The 15,846-nt window shown below is 62.3% G+C and carries 29 protein-coding genes; all 29 read left to right on the plus strand.

The features are described from left to right. On the plus strand, positions 1-497 hold a 497-nt coding region (locus MRBLST15_RS18850), incomplete at its 5' end, for an EF-Tu/IF-2/RF-3 family GTPase (protein WP_367787355.1). A gap of 333 nt (positions 498-830) precedes the next feature. Next, complete coding sequence (gene rpsJ, locus MRBLST15_RS18855) at positions 831-1,142, plus strand: 30S ribosomal protein S10 (protein WP_010341589.1); 312 nt, start codon at positions 831-833, stop codon at positions 1,140-1,142. A gap of 11 nt (positions 1,143-1,153) precedes the next feature. Beyond that, positions 1,154-1,804 (plus strand): 50S ribosomal protein L3, encoded by a 651-nt coding sequence (gene rplC, locus MRBLST15_RS18860; RefSeq protein ID WP_049470484.1) that lies wholly within the window; start codon positions 1,154-1,156, stop codon positions 1,802-1,804. A gap of 12 nt (positions 1,805-1,816) precedes the next feature. Then, entirely contained in the window at positions 1,817-2,422 is a 606-nt protein-coding gene (gene rplD / locus MRBLST15_RS18865; RefSeq protein WP_099819138.1) for a 50S ribosomal protein L4, read from the plus strand. Next, positions 2,419-2,718 (plus strand): 50S ribosomal protein L23, encoded by a 300-nt coding sequence (rplW, locus tag MRBLST15_RS18870; protein WP_025879303.1) that lies wholly within the window; start codon positions 2,419-2,421, stop codon positions 2,716-2,718. Before rplD ends, rplW begins: the two co-directional genes overlap by 4 nt. 10 nt (positions 2,719-2,728) lie before the next feature. Then, positions 2,729-3,556, plus strand: a complete 828-nt coding sequence (rplB, locus tag MRBLST15_RS18875; protein ID WP_025879304.1) for a 50S ribosomal protein L2 — start codon at positions 2,729-2,731, stop codon at positions 3,554-3,556. Between the two features lie 6 nt (positions 3,557-3,562). Beyond that, positions 3,563-3,832 (plus strand): 30S ribosomal protein S19, encoded by a 270-nt coding sequence (rpsS, locus tag MRBLST15_RS18880; protein ID WP_004145340.1) that lies wholly within the window; start codon positions 3,563-3,565, stop codon positions 3,830-3,832. Between the two features lie 12 nt (positions 3,833-3,844). Continuing rightward, positions 3,845-4,180: a 50S ribosomal protein L22 gene (gene rplV, locus MRBLST15_RS18885; protein ID WP_004145348.1), complete on the plus strand. Its 336-nt coding sequence runs from the start codon at positions 3,845-3,847 to the stop codon at positions 4,178-4,180. Between the two features lie 18 nt (positions 4,181-4,198). Then, on the plus strand, positions 4,199-4,933 hold the full coding sequence (rpsC, locus tag MRBLST15_RS18890; protein ID WP_005415414.1) for a 30S ribosomal protein S3: 735 nt from the start codon (positions 4,199-4,201) through the stop codon (positions 4,931-4,933). A 5-nt stretch (positions 4,934-4,938) separates the two neighbouring features. Next, on the plus strand, positions 4,939-5,352 hold the full coding sequence (gene rplP / locus MRBLST15_RS18895; RefSeq protein ID WP_025879305.1) for a 50S ribosomal protein L16: 414 nt from the start codon (positions 4,939-4,941) through the stop codon (positions 5,350-5,352). After that, positions 5,352-5,537, plus strand: a complete 186-nt coding sequence (rpmC, locus tag MRBLST15_RS18900; RefSeq protein WP_025879306.1) for a 50S ribosomal protein L29 — start codon at positions 5,352-5,354, stop codon at positions 5,535-5,537. The genes rplP and rpmC overlap by 1 nt, the downstream gene beginning before the upstream one ends. 11 nt (positions 5,538-5,548) lie before the next feature. Next, entirely contained in the window at positions 5,549-5,818 is a 270-nt protein-coding gene (gene rpsQ / locus MRBLST15_RS18905) for a 30S ribosomal protein S17 (RefSeq protein ID WP_004145355.1), read from the plus strand. A gap of 12 nt (positions 5,819-5,830) precedes the next feature. Further along, a complete protein-coding gene (rplN, locus tag MRBLST15_RS18910) occupies positions 5,831-6,199 on the plus strand; it encodes a 50S ribosomal protein L14 (protein ID WP_025879307.1) in 369 nt (122 codons plus the stop codon). 16 nt (positions 6,200-6,215) lie between these two features. Continuing rightward, the gene (gene rplX / locus MRBLST15_RS18915; RefSeq protein WP_025879308.1) at positions 6,216-6,533 is read left to right on the plus strand and encodes a 50S ribosomal protein L24; all 318 of its coding nucleotides are present in this window, start codon (positions 6,216-6,218) and stop codon (positions 6,531-6,533) included. An 11-nt stretch (positions 6,534-6,544) separates the two neighbouring features. Then, positions 6,545-7,087, plus strand: coding sequence for a 50S ribosomal protein L5 (rplE, locus tag MRBLST15_RS18920; protein ID WP_025879309.1), 543 nt, complete (start codon positions 6,545-6,547; stop codon positions 7,085-7,087). Positions 7,088-7,105: 18 nt separating this feature from the next. Continuing rightward, complete coding sequence (rpsN, locus tag MRBLST15_RS18925; RefSeq protein WP_265951233.1) at positions 7,106-7,411, plus strand: 30S ribosomal protein S14; 306 nt, start codon at positions 7,106-7,108, stop codon at positions 7,409-7,411. Positions 7,412-7,643: 232 nt separating this feature from the next. Further along, positions 7,644-8,042 (plus strand): 30S ribosomal protein S8, encoded by a 399-nt coding sequence (gene rpsH, locus MRBLST15_RS18930; protein ID WP_025879311.1) that lies wholly within the window; start codon positions 7,644-7,646, stop codon positions 8,040-8,042. A gap of 17 nt (positions 8,043-8,059) precedes the next feature. Then, entirely contained in the window at positions 8,060-8,584 is a 525-nt protein-coding gene (gene rplF / locus MRBLST15_RS18935) for a 50S ribosomal protein L6 (RefSeq protein WP_265951232.1), read from the plus strand. Between the two features lie 32 nt (positions 8,585-8,616). Next, positions 8,617-8,970, plus strand: coding sequence for a 50S ribosomal protein L18 (rplR, locus tag MRBLST15_RS18940; RefSeq protein ID WP_025879313.1), 354 nt, complete (start codon positions 8,617-8,619; stop codon positions 8,968-8,970). Positions 8,971-9,131: 161 nt separating this feature from the next. Next, positions 9,132-9,674 carry a 30S ribosomal protein S5 gene (gene rpsE, locus MRBLST15_RS18945; RefSeq protein ID WP_025879314.1) on the plus strand — a complete coding sequence of 181 codons (543 nt, stop codon included), beginning with the start codon at positions 9,132-9,134 and terminating at the stop codon, positions 9,672-9,674. Continuing rightward, complete coding sequence (gene rpmD / locus MRBLST15_RS18950; protein WP_038690275.1) at positions 9,667-9,858, plus strand: 50S ribosomal protein L30; 192 nt, start codon at positions 9,667-9,669, stop codon at positions 9,856-9,858. Before rpsE ends, rpmD begins: the two co-directional genes overlap by 8 nt. 4 nt (positions 9,859-9,862) lie before the next feature. Then, a complete protein-coding gene (gene rplO, locus MRBLST15_RS18955; protein ID WP_089239007.1) occupies positions 9,863-10,306 on the plus strand; it encodes a 50S ribosomal protein L15 in 444 nt (147 codons plus the stop codon). Between the two features lie 7 nt (positions 10,307-10,313). Then, complete coding sequence (secY, locus tag MRBLST15_RS18960) at positions 10,314-11,681, plus strand: preprotein translocase subunit SecY (RefSeq protein ID WP_025879317.1); 1,368 nt, start codon at positions 10,314-10,316, stop codon at positions 11,679-11,681. A gap of 346 nt (positions 11,682-12,027) precedes the next feature. Further along, complete coding sequence (gene rpsM / locus MRBLST15_RS18965; RefSeq protein ID WP_025879318.1) at positions 12,028-12,384, plus strand: 30S ribosomal protein S13; 357 nt, start codon at positions 12,028-12,030, stop codon at positions 12,382-12,384. A gap of 11 nt (positions 12,385-12,395) precedes the next feature. Continuing rightward, entirely contained in the window at positions 12,396-12,785 is a 390-nt protein-coding gene (rpsK, locus tag MRBLST15_RS18970; protein ID WP_004145443.1) for a 30S ribosomal protein S11, read from the plus strand. Between the two features lie 15 nt (positions 12,786-12,800). Then, positions 12,801-13,430, plus strand: coding sequence for a 30S ribosomal protein S4 (gene rpsD, locus MRBLST15_RS18975; protein ID WP_025879319.1), 630 nt, complete (start codon positions 12,801-12,803; stop codon positions 13,428-13,430). A 55-nt stretch (positions 13,431-13,485) separates the two neighbouring features. Continuing rightward, positions 13,486-14,484: a DNA-directed RNA polymerase subunit alpha gene (locus tag MRBLST15_RS18980; protein WP_025879320.1), complete on the plus strand. Its 999-nt coding sequence runs from the start codon at positions 13,486-13,488 to the stop codon at positions 14,482-14,484. A 197-nt stretch (positions 14,485-14,681) separates the two neighbouring features. Then, positions 14,682-15,065, plus strand: a complete 384-nt coding sequence (gene rplQ / locus MRBLST15_RS18985) for a 50S ribosomal protein L17 (RefSeq protein ID WP_025879321.1) — start codon at positions 14,682-14,684, stop codon at positions 15,063-15,065. A gap of 192 nt (positions 15,066-15,257) precedes the next feature. Then, positions 15,258-15,764, plus strand: a complete 507-nt coding sequence (locus MRBLST15_RS18990; RefSeq protein ID WP_089239011.1) for a disulfide bond formation protein B — start codon at positions 15,258-15,260, stop codon at positions 15,762-15,764. Positions 15,765-15,846 lie beyond the last annotated feature (82 nt).

Below are 15,846 nucleotides of genomic sequence, written 5' to 3' on the forward strand. Positions count from 1 at the left end.
GTCGTATCGAGCGCGGCGTGATCAAGGTCGGCGAAGAAATCGAAATCGTCGGCATCCGCCCGGTGCAGAAGACCACCGTGACCGGCGTGGAAATGTTCCGCAAGCTGCTGGACCAGGGTCAGGCAGGCGACAACGCCGGTCTGCTGCTGCGCGGCACCAAGCGTGACGACGTCGAGCGTGGCCAGGTTCTGGCCAAGCCGGGTTCGATCAAGCCGCACACCAAGTTCGACGCCGAAGTCTACGTGCTGTCGAAGGACGAGGGCGGCCGTCACACCCCGTTCTTCAAGGGCTACCGTCCGCAGTTCTACTTCCGTACCACCGACATCACCGGTGCGGTCGAGCTGCCGGAAGGCGTCGAGATGGTGATGCCGGGCGACAACATCAAGATGGTTGTCACCCTGATCAACCCGGTCGCCATGGACGCCGGCCTGCGCTTCGCAATCCGCGAAGGTGGCCGTACCGTCGGTGCTGGCGTGGTTGCCACCATCCTCGAGTAATCTGTTAGACTCTGCGCCCCGATGTTGCCTGGGTAGGGCATCGGGGCGTATCAAACGGGAAAGTAGGCACAGGATGTGCCTTGTGTTCCCCGGACCAGGAAGGGTCAATGCCATTCAGGCGGCGTCAACAGGAGACTGTTGACAGCTGCCTTGCGTGCCATTATGCTTCTCCGTCTGGGCAGGCCGGTTTCACGGGTCTGCCTATGCATTTGGGGTCTACGGATTGACCTTGTCGGCCTGCGGGAATGCGGGCCGTCTGTATTCAGGGATTTCATGGGGCAAAGCAACCCAGAGGCTTTGTCTGTCGCTCTTTTATCGAAGGAACCTACCGCCATGGCGGACCAAAAGATCCGGATCCGGCTGAAAGCGTTCGATCATCGTCTGATCGACCGTTCGGCCAGCGAGATCGTTGAGACGGCGAAGCGGACCGGCGCGCAAGTGCGTGGCCCGATCCCGCTGCCGACCAAGATCGAGCGTTACACCATCCTCGTCTCCCCGCACGTCGACAAGGACGCGCGTGACCAGTACGAGACCCGCACGCACAAGCGCGTGCTCGATATCGTTGACCCGAATGACAAGACCGTGGACGCGCTGATGAAGCTCGAACTGGCTGCCGGCGTCGACGTTCAGATCAAGCTGACCTGAGGACTACGACCATGACGAAGAAATATTCGTTGGGCTTCGTGGGCCGCAAGGCTGGCATGAGCCGCGTGTTCACCGAAGATGGCCGTTCCATCCCGGTGACCCTGATCGAAGCAACCCCCAACCGCATCGCGCAGATCAAGACCGTCGAAGCTGACGGCTACAGCGCCGTGCAGGTGACCGTCGGTGCGCGTCGCGCTGCCCTGGTCAACAAGCCGGAAGCCGGCCACTTCGCCAAGGCGAAGGTGGAAGCGGGCCGTGGCCTGTGGGAATTCCGCGTTGAAGACGCCCAGCTCGGCGATTTCGCCGTCGGTGGCGAAGTCAAGGCGGACATCTTTGAAGTCGGCCAGATCGTCGACGTCCAGGGTGTCACCAAGGGTAAGGGCTTCCAGGGCACCATCAAGCGCTACAACTTCCGCATGGGTGACGCTACCCACGGCAACTCGCTGTCGCATCGCGCGCCGGGTTCGCTGGGTCAGCGCCAGACGCCCGGCCGCGTGTTCCCGGGCAAGAAGATGTCCGGTCACATGGGCTCGGTGCAGCAGAGCACCCAGAACCTGGAAGTTGTCAAGGTCGACGTCGAACGCGGTCTGATCGCGGTTCGCGGCGCCGTTCCGGGCGCGGCGGGTGGCGACGTGATCGTCCGTCCGGCGAGCAAGGCATAAGGAGAGATGACGATGGAACTCGTTATCACGGGTAGCAATAACAAGGTCTCGGTCTCCGACGCCGTGTTCGGTCGCGATTTCAGCGAAGATCTGGTTCACCAGGTTGTCGTTGCTTACCGCAACGCCGGTCGCGCCGGCACCAAGGCGCAGAAGACTCGCTCCGAAGTGGCTGGTACCACCAAGAAGTCGAAGAAGCAGAAGGGCGGCGGCGCGCGTCATGGCGCACTGACGGCTCCGATCTTCGTCGGCGGCGGTGTCACCTTCGCGGCAAAGCCGCGCAGCTTCGAGCAGAAGGTCAATCGTAAGCAGTACCGTGCCGCCATGTGCGCGATCCTGTCCGAGCTGAACCGTCAGGGCCGTCTGACCATCGTGGAGTCCTTCGATGTCGAAGCGACCAACACGAAGGGTCTGATCGCCAAGCTGGCCGGCCTGGAAGTGGGCAAGCGCCCGCTGATCGTCACTGAAGAAGCCTCCGAGCACCTGTACCTGTCGGCTCGCAACATTCCCTACGTGGAAGTGCGTGACGTCCAGGGCCTGGATCCGGTGTCGCTGGTCGGTGCCGACACGGTCGTCATCACCGCTGACGCGGTCAAGAAGGTCGAGGAGTGGCTGGCATGAACAGCAACGAAAAAATCTTCAGCGTGCTGCTCGCCCCGCGTGTCTCCGAAAAGACCGCGCGCCTGCAGGAACTCTCCAATCAGTACGTCTTCGAAATTTCGAACGAAGCCACCAAGGCCGATGTAAAGGCCGCGGTTGAGCAGCTGTTCGACGTCAAGGTCGAAGCAGTCAACGTGGTCAACGTCAAGGGCAAGAACAAGTCCTTCCGTAACCGTGCTGGCCGCCGCGGCGATTGGCGCAAGGCGTACGTTCGCCTGGCCGACGGCCAGTCGATCGATGTAACGGCCAAGGCCTGAGGTACATCCCATGCCATTGATGAAATTCAAGCCCACTTCTCCCGGCCGCCGTTCGGCCGTGCGCGTGGTTACTCCCGACCTGCACAAGGGCGCTCCGCATGCCCCGCTGGTCGAGTCGCAGAGCCGTTCGGGTGGTCGCAACCACCACGGCCGCATCACCGTGCGTCACGTCGGTGGTGGCCACAAGCAGCACTACCGCCTGATTGACTTCAAGCGCAACAAGCTGGGCATCCCGGCGCGCGTGGAACGCATCGAATACGATCCGAACCGCACCGCGCACATCGCCCTGCTGTGCTATGTCGACGGCGAGCGCCGCTACATCATCGCCCCGAAGGGTCTGAAGGCTGGTGATCAGGTGATCGCTGGTTCGGATGCTCCGATCAAGGCGGGCAACACCCTGCCGCTGCGCAACATCCCGGTCGGTACCACCATCCACTGCATCGAGCTGAAGCCGGGCAAGGGCGCTCAGATCGCTCGTGCTGCAGGTGCTGCCGTGCAGCTGGTTGCTCGTGAAGGCATCTACGCCACCCTGCGCCTGCGCTCGGGTGAAATGCGCAAGGTTCCGGTCGAGTGCTGCGCGACCATCGGCGAAGTCGGCAACGACGAGCACAGCCTGGAAAAGCTGGGCAAGGCCGGTGCCAAGCGCTGGCGCGGCGTCCGCCCGACCGTTCGTGGTGCTGCCATGAACCCGGTTGACCACCCGCACGGTGGTGGTGAGGCGAAGGCCGGCCAGGGTAACCCGCATCCGGTCACCCCGTGGGGTGTTCCGACCAAGGGTTACAAGACGCGCCATAACAAGCGCACTCAGCAGTTCATCGTCCGCGATCGTAGGGGCTAATCGACCATGGCACGTTCACTCAAGAAGGGCCCGTTTGTCGATCACCACCTGGTTGCTAAGGTGGCTGCCGCTGCGGGTAGCAAGCGTCCGATCAAGACCTGGTCGCGTCGTTCGATGATCCTGCCTGACATGGTAGGCGTCACCATTGCCGTGCATAACGGCAAGAACCACATCCCGGTTCTCGTCAACGAGAACATGGTCGGCCACAAGCTCGGCGAATTTGCCATCACCCGGACCTTCAAGGGTCACGGTGGTGACAAGAAGTCGGGCAAGTAAGGAGAGATGACAATGGAAGCGAAAGCCATCCTGCGCACCGCGCGCATCTCCCCGCAGAAGGCACGTCTGGTCGCTGACCAGGTGCGCGGTCTGCCGGCCGAGCGTGCCGTCAACCTGCTGAAGTTCTCGGACAAGAAGGCTGCCCACCTGATCAAGAAGGTGGTGGAGTCGGCTATTGCAAATGCCGAGAACAACCAGGGCGCCGACGTCGACGAGCTGAAGGTTCAGACCATCATGGTAGATGAAGGTCCGACCCTGAAGCGTTTCATGGCGCGGGCGAAAGGCCGCGGTACCCGCATCCTCAAGCGCACCAGCCACATCACTGTGGTTGTGGGCGCCGCCAAGTAAGCGGATAAGGAAAAGACCATGGGTCATAAAGTTCATCCGATTGGTATCCGCCTCGGCATTTCCAAGGACTGGAACTCCAAGTGGTACGCCAACAAGGCCGAGTTCGCTGGTTACCTGGCAGCCGACCTGAAAGTGCGCGACATGCTGCGCAAGAAGCTGGCTCAGGCCGGCATCAGCAAGATCCTGATCGAGCGTCCGGCCAAGACCGCTCGCGTGACGATCCACACCGCCCGTCCGGGCGTGGTGATCGGCAAGCGCGGTGAGGACATCGAGAAGCTGCGCAAGGAAGTGAGCGAGATGATGGGCGTCCCGGCGCACATCAACGTCACCGAAGTGCGCAAGCCCGAGCTGGACGCACAGCTGGTTGCCGAATCGATCGCGCAGCAGCTGGAGCGTCGCATCATGTTCCGCCGTGCAATGAAGCGCTCGGTCGGCAACGCGATGCGCCTGGGTGCCCTGGGCATCAAGGTCAACGTCGGTGGCCGCCTCAACGGTGCAGAAATCGCCCGTTCGGAGTGGTACCGCGAAGGCCGCGTGCCGCTGCACACGCTGCGTGCCGACATCGACTATGGCTTCGCTGAAGCCAAGACGACCTACGGCATCATCGGCATCAAGGTCTGGATCTACAAGGGCGAGGTCTTCGATTTCTCCCAGGTTGGCCAGGAAAAGCAGGACGACACCCCGTCGCGCAACGATCGTCATGATCGCGGCGACCGCGGTGACCGTCAGCGCCCGGCTCGTGAAGCGAGGTAACGACAATGTTGCAACCCAAGCGAACCAAGTACCGCAAGGTGCACAAGGGCCGTAACGAAGGCCTCAGCTGGAGCGCAAACGCTGTCAGCTTTGGCGAGTACGGCCTGAAGGCAACCGCCCACGGTCAGCTGACCGCGCGTCAGATCGAAGCGGCTCGCCGTTCGATCAGCCGCTACGTGAAGCGCGGCGGCAAGATGTGGATCCGAGTGTTCCCCGACAAGCCCATCACCAAGAAGCCCATCGAAGTTCGAATGGGTTCGGGTAAGGGCAACGTGGAATACTGGGTGGCCCAGATCCAGCCCGGCCGCATGATCTATGAAATCGAGGGTGTTACCGAGGAAGTGGCACGCGAGGCGTTCCGCCTGGCCGCTGCCAAGCTCTCGGTCACCACCACTTTCGTGACCCGGACGGTGCGCTGATGGATATCAAAACTCTCCGTGAAAAGTCGGCTGACGACCTCAAGGCCCACCTGATCGACCTGCGTAAGGAACAGTTCTCTGTCCGTATGCAGCAGGTCACCGGCCAGCTGCCGAAGACACACGACATCCGCCGGGTGCGTCGCGAAATTGCTCGCGTCAAGACCCTGCTCGGCAGCACGAAGTAAGGATGGCCGCTATGAGCGACAATACTGAAAACAAAGCGCTGCGCACGGTCGAAGGCCGTGTCGTCAGCAACAAGATGGACAAGACGGTTACCGTCCTGGTCGAGCGTCAGGTCAAGCACGCACTGTACGGCAAGTACATCAAGCGCTCGACGAAACTGCACGCCCACGATGCCGACAACGCCTGCAAGGAAGGCGATGTCGTCCGCGTGACCGAGATTGCTCCGATGTCCAAGACCAAGAACTGGCGCGTGGTGGAAGTCATCACGCGTGCGGCTGAATAAGGAGTCTGAATCATGATCCAGATGCAGAGCTACCTTGACGTCGCCGACAATTCTGGTGCCAAGCGAGTGATGTGCTTCAAGGTGCTGGGTGGTTCCAAGCGCCGTTACGCCGGCATCGGCGACATCATCAAGGTCACCGTGAAGGATGCGATTCCGCGCGGCAAGGTCAAGAAGGGTGAAGTGTATGACGCCGTCGTGGTGCGTACCCGCAAGGGTGTGCGTCGCGCCGACGGCTCGCTGATCCGCTTCGACGGCAACGCTGCCGTTCTGCTTAACAACAAGCAGGAGCCGATCGGGACCCGTATCTTCGGGCCGGTGACTCGTGAACTTCGTTCGGAGAAGTTCATGAAGATCGTCTCGCTCGCTCCCGAAGTGCTGTGAGCGACAGGAGATAATCATGGCTAACCGTATCAAGAAGGGCGACCAGGTTGTCGTCAACGCCGGCAAGGACAAGGGTAAGCAGGGCGAAGTCGTCCGCGTCGATGGCGACCGTCTGGTCGTCGCCAACGTGAACATCGTCAAGCGCCACACCAAGCCGAACCCGCAGGCAGGTGTTGCCGGCGGCGTGGTCGAGCGTGAAGCGTCGATCCATATCTCCAACGTGAATGTGCTGAACCCGGCTTCGGGCAAGGGCGAGCGCGTTGGCTTCAAGGTGCTGGAGGATGGACGCAAACTGCGTGTGTTCCGCTCCAGCGGTGAGGCGCTCGACGCCTGAGGAATGAGAAGATGACTTCCCGTCTCGAAAAGTTTTACAAGGAAGAAGTGGTGCCGGCGCTGATGAAGCAGTTCGGTTACACCAATTCCATGCAGGTGCCGAAGCTGGTCAAAGTCACCCTGAACATGGGTGTCGGCGAAGCGGCCACCAACAAGAAGATCCTGGAAAACGCCGTTGGCGACATGACCAAGATCTCGGGCCAGAAGCCGATCGTCACCAAGTCGCGTATCTCGGTGGCATCGTTCAAGATCCGTGATGGTTGGCCGATCGGCTGCAAGACCACGCTGCGTCGCCACAAGATGTACGAGTTCCTGGACCGCCTGATCAACATCTCGCTGCCGCGCGTGCGCGACTTCCGTGGTGTTTCCGGTCGCTCCTTCGACGGTCGCGGCAACTTCAACATGGGTGTGAAGGAACAGATCATCTTCCCGGAAATCGACTTCGACGCTGTCGACGCGATCCGTGGTATGGATATCGCCATCACCACCACTGCGAAGACCGACGCGGAAGCGAAGGCGCTGCTGGCAGCGTTCAAGTTCCCGTTCCGTAACTGATTCGTCGAGGAAACCGAAATGGCAAAGACCTCCATGGTCAACCGCGACATCAAGCGGAAGAAGCTGGCTGAAAAGTTCGCTGACAAGCGTGCTGCTCTGAAGAAGATCGTGTCCTCCCCGGACGCGAGCTACGAAGAGAAGATCGAGGCCGCCACCAAGTTGTCGAAGCTGCCGCGCGATTCGTCGCCGAGCCGCCACCGCAACCGTTGCGAACTGTCTGGCCGCCCGCGTGGCGTGTACAGCAAGTTCGGCCTGGGTCGCAACAAGCTGCGCGAAGCCACCATGCGTGGCGACGTTCCGGGCCTGCGCAAGGCCAGCTGGTAATACCAGCCGGTCCTGCCAGTGAGGGCTCCCCCGGGGGCCCTCACAGCCGGGGAGGGGGAGTGTTCAGCTTTCCCTCTGCAAAAAACCGAAGAGCCCGACGCAAGTCGGGCTCTTTTGGCGTATACTCCCGCGTCTTGCTCTGCGCAGCGCGTAGGGGGAGGGGGCCTGGCCCGTTTCCAGGAGACAACAGATTTTCGCGAAAGCGGATATCGGTGCACTCAAAGGTACTCATATGAGCATGACTGATCCCATCGCCGACCTGCTGGTCCGCATCAAGAATGCGGCAGCGGTTGGCAAGCAGACGGTGAAAGCCCCGTCGTCCAAGATCAAGGTTGCGATCGCCCAGGTCCTGAAGGACGAGGGTTACATCGCCGATCTGCGCGTGACCGCGCTCGAGAACAACAAGTCCGAGCTGGAAATCGTGCTGAAGTATTTCGAAGGCAAGCCGGTCATCGCGACCCTGAAGCGCTTCTCGCGTTCGGGCCTGCGCCAGTACCGCGGCAAGAGCGAACTGCCGAAGGTCATGAACGGCCTGGGCATTTCCATCATTTCCACTTCCAAGGGCATCATGACTGATGCGCAGGCGCGCCAGTTGGGCGTCGGCGGCGAAGTCCTGTGCTTCGTGGCCTAAGGCGAAAGGAGTAGACCATGTCCCGTGTAGCCAAGAAGCCGATCGACCTGGGTAAGGTTGAACTGAACGTCCAGAACGACAACGTCACCGCCAAGGGCCCGAAGGGCACCCTGTCGCTGGCCAAGCCGGCTGGTATCAACATCAATGTCGAAAACGGCGTTGCCACCCTGAGCACCGACAACGTGGAGCTGATCCCGCTGACCGGCACCGTCCGCGCCATCCTGTCCAACATGGTCAAGGGTGTTTCCGAAGGCTTCGAGCGCAAGCTTGAGCTGGTCGGCGTGGGTTACCGTGCTGCGATGCAGGGCAAGGACCTCAGCCTGTCGCTGGGTTACTCGCACCCGATCGTGTTCGTGGCGCCGGAAGGCATCACCATCACCACCCCGACCCAGACTGAAATCCTGGTGCAGGGCGCTGACAAGCAGGCCGTCGGTGAAGCTGCCGCCAAGATCCGTGCGTTCCGCAAGCCGGAGCCGTACAAGGGCAAGGGCGTGAAGTACTCCGACGAAGTCATCATTCGCAAGGAAGCCAAGAAGGCCTAATTAGGACCTTCCGCTTTCCAGGGAAAAAGATCATGAACAAGAACATCGCCCGCCTGCGTCGCGCCAAGTCGACCCGTGCCCACATCCGTGTGCTCGGTGTTGCCCGCCTGTCGGTGCTGCGCACCGGCCAGCACCTGTACGCGCAGGTCTTCACCGCTGACGGCTCGAAGGTGCTGGCTGCCGCCAACACCACCCAGGCCGACATCAAGGAAGGCCTGAAGAACGGCAAGAACGCTGATGCCGCCGCCAAGGTTGGCCGCATCGTCGCTGAGCGCGCCAAGGCCGCCGGCGTCGAGAAGGTTGCCTTCGATCGTTCGGGTTACCGTTACCACGGCCGCATCAAGGCCCTGGCTGACGCTGCCCGCGAAGCCGGCCTGCAGTTCTAAGGGATCAGGGCAGGGGGCTTCGGTCCCCATGCCCGCCTGCTCGCCAGCCTGAGTGAGGCTGGGCGGCGCCGCTCTTCTGCAGCGGCCCACCGCAACAACGCACCACTCCACAACCATAAGCGGCCTCGAGCCGTACATACCCCAACAACCAAGGAATAAACATGGCAGAAGAACGTCAGCAGCGGGGTCGCGATCGCGACCGTAACCGCGAAGAGAAAGTCGACGACGGCATGATCGAAAAGCTGGTCGCGGTCAACCGCGTCAGCAAGACCGTCAAGGGCGGCCGCCAGTTCACCTTCACCGCCCTGACTGTTGTCGGCGACGGCGAAGGCAAGGTCGGTTTCGGTTATGGCAAGGCACGCGAAGTGCCGGTCGCCATCCAGAAGTCGATGGAGCAGGCCCGCAAGAACCAGGTCACCGTCGATCTGAACAACGGCACCCTGTGGCACACCATCAAGGATGGTCACGGCGCAGCTCGCGTGTTCATGCAGCCGGCTTCCGAAGGTACCGGCGTCATTGCTGGTGGTGCCATGCGCGCCGTCCTGGAAGCGGTGGGCGTGAAGAACGTGCTGGCCAAGGCCACCGGTTCGCGCAACCCGATCAACCTGGTGCGTGCCACCGTGAAGGGCCTGACTGCAGCGCAGTCGCCGGCTCGTATCGCGGCCAAGCGCGGCAAGAAGGTGGAGGATCTCAACCATGGCTAATGACACCACCAAGACCGTCAAGGTCCGTCTGGTTCGCGGCCTGCGTGGTGCCCAGGCGCGTCATCGCCTGTCGGTGCGTGCGCTGGGTCTGGGCAAGCTGAACGATGTGCGTGAACTGAAGGACAGCCCGCAGGTTCGCGGCCTGATCAACAAGGTCCACTACCTCGTCAAGGTTGAGGAATAATCCAATGACCATGCATCTGAATGAATTGAGCCCGGCACCGGGCGCCCGCAAGGAACGTACCCGCGTCGGTCGCGGTATCGGTTCCGGCCTGGGCAAGACCTGCGGCCGCGGCCACAAGGGTTCGTTCGCCCGTAAGGGTGGCGGCAAGATCAAGGCTGGCTTCGAAGGCGGCCAGACCCCCATGCAGCGTCGTCTGCCGAAGATCGGCTTCCGTTCGCCGATCGCCAAGGACACCGCTGAAGTGCTGCTGTACCAGCTGGACAAGCTGCCGGCCGGCGAGATCGACTTCGCTGCCCTGCGTGCTGCCAAGCTGGTCCCGAGCACTGCCAAGAAGGCCAAGGTCGTCGTCAAGGGCGAAGTGACCAAGGCATTCACCCTGAAGGGTGTTGCTGCCACGGCTGGTGCCAAGGCTGCGATCGAAGCTGCCGGCGGCAGCGTAACGGAGTAAGAGAATCATGGCGCAAGCTGGCATCGGTAACCTCGCGGGCGGAATGGGCAAGTTCACTGAACTTCGCCAACGTTTGCTGTTCGTCGTCGGGGCTTTGATCGTCTATCGCATCGGCTGCTACGTGCCGGTGCCGGGCGTCAATCCCGATGCCATGCTTGCCATGATGCAACAGCAGGGCGGCGGCATCGTGGACATGTTCAACATGTTCTCGGGCGGCGCCCTGCACCGCTTCAGCATTTTCGCGCTGAACGTGATGCCGTACATCTCGGCATCGATCGTGATGCAGCTGGCTGTGCACATCTTCCCCGCCTTGAAGGCGATGCAGAAGGAAGGTGAGTCCGGCCGCCGCAAGATCACCCAGTATTCGCGCATCGGCGCCGTGCTGCTCGCCGTGGTGCAGGGCGGTTCGATCGCGCTGGCGCTGCAGGGCCAGGTGTCGCCGACCGGCGCGCCGGTCGTGTACATGCCGGGCATGGGCTTCGTGCTCACTGCCGTGGTCGCACTGACCGCCGGCACCATGTTCCTGATGTGGGTTGGTGAGCAGGTGACCGAGCGCGGCATCGGCAACGGCGTCTCGCTGATCATCTTCGCCGGTATCGTGGCGGGCCTGCCGGGTGCGGTCATCCACACCTTCGACGCCTACCGCGACGGCAACATCCAGTTCATCCAGCTGCTGCTGATCGCCATCGTCGTGCTCGCCTTCACCTTCTTCGTGGTGTTCGTCGAGCGCGGCCAGCGCCGGATCACGGTGAACTACGCGCGCCGCCAGGGCGGTCGCAACGCGTACATGAACCAGACCTCGTTCCTGCCGCTGAAGCTCAACATGGCCGGCGTCATCCCGGCGATCTTCGCCTCGAGCCTGCTGGCCTTCCCGGCCACCCTGGCCATGTGGTCCGGCCAGGCTGCCAACCAGAGCACCTTTGGCCAGACCCTGCAGAAAGTCGCCAATGCCCTGGGTCCGGGTGAGCCGCTGCACATGATCGTGTTCGCTGCGCTGATCACCGGTTTCGCGTTCTTCTATACCGCGCTGGTGTTCAACTCGCAGGAAACCGCCGACAACCTGAAGAAGTCGGGCGCGCTGATTCCGGGCATCCGTCCGGGCAAGGCCACCGCCGACTACATCGACGGCGTGCTGACCCGACTGACTGCTGCCGGTTCGGCGTACCTGGTGATCGTCTGCCTGCTGCCGGAACTGATGCGCACGCAGTTGAACGCTTCGTTCTACTTCGGCGGTACTTCGCTGCTGATCGTGGTGGTGGTGGTGATGGACTTCATCGCCCAGGTGCAGGCGCACCTGATGTCCCACCAGTACGAGAGCCTGCTGAAGAAGGCCAACCTGAAGGGCGGCAACCGCGGCGGTTTTGCTCGCGGCTGATTAGCCTGTTATACTTTCGTCTTCCTGACGTGATGGTCCTCCGCTTCGCGGACTCTGGCCACACAAACGAAGGGCGGCCCCCGCAGCGGTTCCGGGTGGGGGTGTGATGAGGTGGTCCCGCGCTGGAGTAGCGCGGGCGGCCCGGGAGGAAACTCCAGGTCCAACCCCATCCGGCGCCGGAGCCTGGGCACACTCCCCGGGCCGGGTTCATGAAACCTCTGGTTTCACGGGCTTCCAAGTAAACCGGAACCTTGTTAGTATCACTGGTTCACTTTTTTGATCCATCCTGCCGGATCGGCGTGCCTTGAGCGCGCTGTCGGCCATCACTCAGCTGGAGAACCGCGTCATGGCGCGTATTGCAGGCGTCAACCTGCCAGCCCAGAAGCATGTCTGGGTCGGGTTGCAAAGCATTTACGGCATCGGCCGTACCCGTTCGAAGAAGGTCTGCGAAGTCGCAGGCGTCACTTCGACCACCAAGATCCGCGATCTGTCGGAGCCGGAAATCGAGCGCCTGCGCGCCGAAGTCGGCAAGTACATCGTGGAAGGCGATCTGCGCCGTGAAATCGGTATCGCGATCAAGCGCCTGATGGACCTGGGCTGCTACCGCGGCCTGCGTCACCGTCGCGGTCTGCCGCTGCGTGGCCAGCGCACCCGTACCAACGCCCGCACCCGCAAGGGCCCGCGCAAGGCGATCAGGAAGTAAGGGACATATAAATGGCTAAGCCTGCTGCTAAGACCAAGAAGAAGATCAAGCGCGTCGTCACCGACGGCGTTGCCCACGTCCACGCTTCGTTCAACAACACCATCGTGACCATCACCGACCGTCAGGGCAACGCTCTGTCGTGGGCGACCTCCGGTGGCGCTGGCTTCCGCGGTTCGCGCAAGTCGACCCCGTTCGCAGCCCAGGTGGCTGCCGAAAAGGCCGGTCGTGCTGCGCTGGACTACGGCGTGAAGTCGCTGGAAGTCCGCATCAAGGGTCCGGGTCCGGGCCGTGAGTCGGCCGTGCGTTCGTTGAACAACGTCGGCTACAAGATCACCAACATCATCGACGTGACGCCTATCCCGCACAACGGGTGCCGTCCGCCGAAGAAGCGTCGCGTCTAAAGGGAGCGATAAGAAATGGCTCGTTATATCGGTCCTACCTGTAAGCTCGCCCGTCGCGAAGGCGCCGACCTGTCCCTGAAGAGCCCGGCGCGTGCGCTGGACTCCAAGTGCAAGTTGGAGCAGAAGCCCGGCCAGCATGGCGCCACTGCCCGTAAGGGCAAGCTGTCCGACTACGCTACCCAGCTGCGTGAAAAGCAGAAGGTCAAGCGTATCTACGGTCTGCTGGAGCGTCAGTTCCGCAACTACTACAAGAAGGCCTCGACCAAGAAGGGCAACACCGGCGAGAACCTCCTGCAGCTGCTGGAAACCCGCCTGGACAACGTTGTCTACCGCATGGGCTTCGCCGTGACCCGTCCGGCTGCCCGTCAGCTGGTGTCGCACCGCGGCGTCACCGTGAATGGCAAGTCGGTCAACCTGGCCTCGTACCAGGTCAAGGCTGGCGACGCCATCGCTCTGTCTGAAAAGGCTGCCAAGCAGCTGCGCGTCCAGGAAGCCCTGACCGTCGCCGCCCAGCATGACCTCAGCCCGTCGTGGGTTGAAGTGGATTCCGGCAAGTTCTCCGGCATCTTCAAGGCTGTTCCGGATCGTTCGGATCTGCCTGCGGACATCAACGAAGCGCTGATCGTCGAGCTGTATTCGAAGTAATTCACATTGGAGAGCCCCCGGCGACGGCCGGGGGTTCACTAGGAGAACCCGCAACATGACGGTTACCGCCAACCAGGTTCTGCGTCCTCGCGGTCCGCAGATCGAACGCATTACCGACACCCGTGCAAAGGTCGTTATCGAACCTTTGGAGCGGGGTTACGGGCATACGCTGGGTAATGCCCTGCGTCGCGTGCTGCTGTCGTCCATCCCGGGCTTCGCCATCACGGAAGTCGAAATCGACGGCGTGTTGCACGAGTACACCACGGTCGAAGGTCTGCAGGAGGACGTGCTGGAAGTCCTGCTGAACCTGAAGGACGTGGCCATCCGTATGCACTCCGGCGACAACGCGACTCTGTCCCTGTCCAAGCAGGGTCCGGGCGTTGTCACCGCTGCCGACATCAAGGTCGACCACAATGTGGAGATCTTGAACGGCGACCACGTGATCTGCCACCTGACCAAGGACACGGCAGTGAACATGCGTCTGAAGATCGAGCGTGGTTTCGGCTATCAGCCGGCTGCTGCGCGTCGTCGTCCGGACGAAGAAACCCGTGCCATCGGCCGCCTGGTCCTGGATGCCTCGTTCTCGCCGGTCCGCCGCGTCGCCTATGCCGTGGAAGCGGCTCGTGTCGAACAGCGTACCGATCTGGACAAGCTGGTCATCGATATCGAGACCAACGGCACCATCGACGCCGAAGAAGCAGTGCGTACCGCTGCCGACATCCTCAGCGATCAGCTGTCGGTGTTCGGTGACTTCACCCACCGCGACCGCGGTGCGGCGAAGCCGGCCAACAACGGCGTGGATCCGGTGCTGCTGCGCCCGATCGACGATCTGGAGCTGACCGTGCGTTCGGCCAACTGCCTGAAGGCCGAGAGCATCTACTACATCGGCGATCTGATCCAGAAGACCGAAGTCGAGCTGCTGAAGACCCCGAACCTGGGTAAGAAGTCGCTCACCGAGATCAAGGAAGTGCTGGCCCAGCGTGGCCTGTCGCTCGGCATGAAGCTGGAGAACTGGCCGCCGGCCGGCGTCGCCAGCCACGGCATGCTGGGCTGATATAGCCTTTCTGCAAGACCGCATGGCCCCGTCGGCAACGACGGGGCCATTGCACCAAGGCAATACCGCCACGACGAACGAAGGTTCGCGGGCAGGTCGTCCAGGACGGATGGCCAGGACCAACCGCAGTCCGAGCAGCAGCGCCAGGAAGGCGACAACGATCCGCAAAGCCACATCATTAACCAAGGAATATCACCATGCGTCACCAGAAATCCGGCCGTAAGTTCAGCCGTACCAGCGCCCACCGCGAAGCGATGTTCAAGAACATGGCTGCCTCGCTGTTCAAGCACGAGCTGATCAAGACCACCCTGCCGAAGGCCAAGGAACTGCGCCGCGTCGCCGAGCCGCTGATCACCCTGGCCAAGGTCGACTCCGTCGCCAACCGTCGTCTGGCCTTCGCCCGCCTGCGCGACAACGAAGCCGTCGGCAACCTGTTCACCATCCTGGGCCCGCGCTACGCGAACCGTCCGGGCGGCTACCTGCGCCTGCTGAAGTGCGGCTTCCGCGCCGGCGACAACGCGCCGATGGCCTACGTCGAACTGGTTGACCGTCCGGTCGTGGCTGAAGCCGTCGAAGAGTAATCGACGCGCTACACCCGTCATACGGTGAAGAACCCGGCCTTGTGCCGGGTTTTTCCGTTTTTGCGGGGTCAGAGCCCTTTGCATCCGCAAACGAATCCGACCCGCAGCGTTCCGACGGGCGCGACGTTGTGGCGGTTCGAACGGCGCGTACTCTCGGTTACGCTTGCGGTCCGTACTACACGAGCGTTGCCGATGAATCCTCTGCGCTGGCCTTTCCGTGCCCAGTTCCTGCTGGGCTTCCTGATCTGCGCGGGCCTGCTGGGCTACGCCATCTTCCTGCAGTTGAAGATGGGCCTGGAGCCGTGTCCGCTGTGCATTTTCCAGCGCCTGGCATTTGTCGCCCTGGGCCTGCTGTTCCTGATCGGTGCCCTGCATGGGCCATCCAACCGTCCGGGGCGCGCGACCTACGGCATCCTCGCGTTCATCGCCGCTGCCGTAGGCGTGGGCATTGCCGCACGTCACGTCTACGTGCAGATGCTGCCGCCGGAAATGGGGGCGACCTGTGGCCCGCCGCTGGCCTTCCTGCGCGAAACCATGGGGCCGCTGGAAGTGTTCCGCACCGTGCTGACCGGCACCGGCAACTGCGGCAACATCGACTGGACCTTCCTCGGCCTGACCATGCCGATGTGGTCGGGCGTGTGGTTCGTGCTGCTGGCGCTGTGGGCGCTGGTTGTGTCGCTGCGCAAGGTCAAGCGCTGATCCAGTCTGGAGCCACGCATGGCGTGGCTCTACTGCATATCGGCAGCCACGCATGGCGTGGCTCTACTGCGCGCTCCGGGGT

Source organism: Stenotrophomonas sp. LST15-1-1.1 (genome assembly GCF_040815575.1).
Taxonomy (GTDB): Bacteria; Pseudomonadota; Gammaproteobacteria; order Xanthomonadales; family Xanthomonadaceae; genus Stenotrophomonas; species Stenotrophomonas lactitubi_B.

Excerpts from the sequence above, each read along its gene's own strand:
- rpsJ (WP_010341589.1), top strand. The coding sequence starts at position 831 with ATGGCGGACCAAAAGATCCGGATCCGGCTGAAAGCGTTCGATCATCGT.
- rplC (WP_049470484.1), top strand. The coding sequence starts at position 1,154 with ATGACGAAGAAATATTCGTTGGGCTTCGTGGGCCGCAAGGCTGGCATG.
- rplD (WP_099819138.1), top strand. The coding sequence starts at position 1,817 with ATGGAACTCGTTATCACGGGTAGCAATAACAAGGTCTCGGTCTCCGAC.
- rplW (WP_025879303.1), top strand. The coding sequence starts at position 2,419 with ATGAACAGCAACGAAAAAATCTTCAGCGTGCTGCTCGCCCCGCGTGTC.
- rplB (WP_025879304.1), top strand. The coding sequence starts at position 2,729 with ATGCCATTGATGAAATTCAAGCCCACTTCTCCCGGCCGCCGTTCGGCC.
- rpsS (WP_004145340.1), top strand. The coding sequence starts at position 3,563 with ATGGCACGTTCACTCAAGAAGGGCCCGTTTGTCGATCACCACCTGGTT.
- rplV (WP_004145348.1), top strand. The coding sequence starts at position 3,845 with ATGGAAGCGAAAGCCATCCTGCGCACCGCGCGCATCTCCCCGCAGAAG.
- rpsC (WP_005415414.1), top strand. The coding sequence starts at position 4,199 with ATGGGTCATAAAGTTCATCCGATTGGTATCCGCCTCGGCATTTCCAAG.
- rplP (WP_025879305.1), top strand. The coding sequence starts at position 4,939 with ATGTTGCAACCCAAGCGAACCAAGTACCGCAAGGTGCACAAGGGCCGT.
- rpmC (WP_025879306.1), top strand. The coding sequence starts at position 5,352 with ATGGATATCAAAACTCTCCGTGAAAAGTCGGCTGACGACCTCAAGGCC.
- rpsQ (WP_004145355.1), top strand. The coding sequence starts at position 5,549 with ATGAGCGACAATACTGAAAACAAAGCGCTGCGCACGGTCGAAGGCCGT.
- rplN (WP_025879307.1), top strand. The coding sequence starts at position 5,831 with ATGATCCAGATGCAGAGCTACCTTGACGTCGCCGACAATTCTGGTGCC.
- rplX (WP_025879308.1), top strand. The coding sequence starts at position 6,216 with ATGGCTAACCGTATCAAGAAGGGCGACCAGGTTGTCGTCAACGCCGGC.
- rplE (WP_025879309.1), top strand. The coding sequence starts at position 6,545 with ATGACTTCCCGTCTCGAAAAGTTTTACAAGGAAGAAGTGGTGCCGGCG.
- rpsN (WP_265951233.1), top strand. The coding sequence starts at position 7,106 with ATGGCAAAGACCTCCATGGTCAACCGCGACATCAAGCGGAAGAAGCTG.
- rpsH (WP_025879311.1), top strand. The coding sequence starts at position 7,644 with ATGAGCATGACTGATCCCATCGCCGACCTGCTGGTCCGCATCAAGAAT.
- rplF (WP_265951232.1), top strand. The coding sequence starts at position 8,060 with ATGTCCCGTGTAGCCAAGAAGCCGATCGACCTGGGTAAGGTTGAACTG.
- rplR (WP_025879313.1), top strand. The coding sequence starts at position 8,617 with ATGAACAAGAACATCGCCCGCCTGCGTCGCGCCAAGTCGACCCGTGCC.
- rpsE (WP_025879314.1), top strand. The coding sequence starts at position 9,132 with ATGGCAGAAGAACGTCAGCAGCGGGGTCGCGATCGCGACCGTAACCGC.
- rpmD (WP_038690275.1), top strand. The coding sequence starts at position 9,667 with ATGGCTAATGACACCACCAAGACCGTCAAGGTCCGTCTGGTTCGCGGC.
- rplO (WP_089239007.1), top strand. The coding sequence starts at position 9,863 with ATGACCATGCATCTGAATGAATTGAGCCCGGCACCGGGCGCCCGCAAG.
- secY (WP_025879317.1), top strand. The coding sequence starts at position 10,314 with ATGGCGCAAGCTGGCATCGGTAACCTCGCGGGCGGAATGGGCAAGTTC.
- rpsM (WP_025879318.1), top strand. The coding sequence starts at position 12,028 with ATGGCGCGTATTGCAGGCGTCAACCTGCCAGCCCAGAAGCATGTCTGG.
- rpsK (WP_004145443.1), top strand. The coding sequence starts at position 12,396 with ATGGCTAAGCCTGCTGCTAAGACCAAGAAGAAGATCAAGCGCGTCGTC.
- rpsD (WP_025879319.1), top strand. The coding sequence starts at position 12,801 with ATGGCTCGTTATATCGGTCCTACCTGTAAGCTCGCCCGTCGCGAAGGC.
- MRBLST15_RS18980 (WP_025879320.1), top strand. The coding sequence starts at position 13,486 with ATGACGGTTACCGCCAACCAGGTTCTGCGTCCTCGCGGTCCGCAGATC.
- rplQ (WP_025879321.1), top strand. The coding sequence starts at position 14,682 with ATGCGTCACCAGAAATCCGGCCGTAAGTTCAGCCGTACCAGCGCCCAC.
- MRBLST15_RS18990 (WP_089239011.1), top strand. The coding sequence starts at position 15,258 with ATGAATCCTCTGCGCTGGCCTTTCCGTGCCCAGTTCCTGCTGGGCTTC.